Genomic DNA, 557 nt, shown 5'->3' with positions numbered 1-557 from the left:
GAGCTCACCCGGTGCGTGGCATCGAGCTGCTGGACACGGTGTTCTACCGCGAGCGGCGCGCCTACCTGGTCGGTCGGGTGTTCGGTGAACATCGCTTCTCGCCCTGCGTGATCGTGCTGGTGAACGACGGCCAGGGATTGCGCGCCGATGCGGTGCTGACCCGGCGGCGCGACGTGGCGCATCTGTTCGGCGTCTCGCGCAGCTATTTCCAGGCCAACCTGGGCACGGTGGGCGACGCCGTGGTGTTCCTGCGCAGCCTGCTGCCGGGCAAGCCGATCGATGAGATCTACACGGTGCTCGGCCGCGCCAAGCAGGGCAAGACCGAGCGCTACCGGGCCTTCTTCGGGCACTTCCTGGACCATCCCCAGGAGCAGCTGGTGCATGCCGAAGGCACCCCCGGCATGGTCATGGCGGTGTTCACCCTGCCCAGCTACCCACTGGTGTTCAAGCTGATACGCGATCGTTTCGCCTGGCCCAAGGCGATGTCACGGCAGCAGGTGGAAGAGAAGTACGCGCTGGTGTTCAACCTGGATCGCGTGGGCCGGCTGCTGGATGCG

Annotated in this window: 1 protein-coding gene; it reads left to right on the top strand. The window is 66.4% G+C overall.

Annotation, left to right across the window (positions count from 1 at the left end; genetic code table 11):
• Positions 1 to 557, top strand: a 557-nt coding sequence (locus tag ABB28_RS17485; RefSeq protein ID WP_161809885.1) for an isocitrate dehydrogenase kinase/phosphatase AceK regulatory subunit, incomplete at both ends; no start/stop codon positions are given.

The sequence above is a fragment of the Stenotrophomonas chelatiphaga genome, assembly GCF_001431535.1.
GTDB lineage: Bacteria > Pseudomonadota > Gammaproteobacteria > Xanthomonadales > Xanthomonadaceae > Stenotrophomonas > Stenotrophomonas chelatiphaga.
This window is presented reverse-complemented; position numbering and strand designations above follow the sequence as displayed.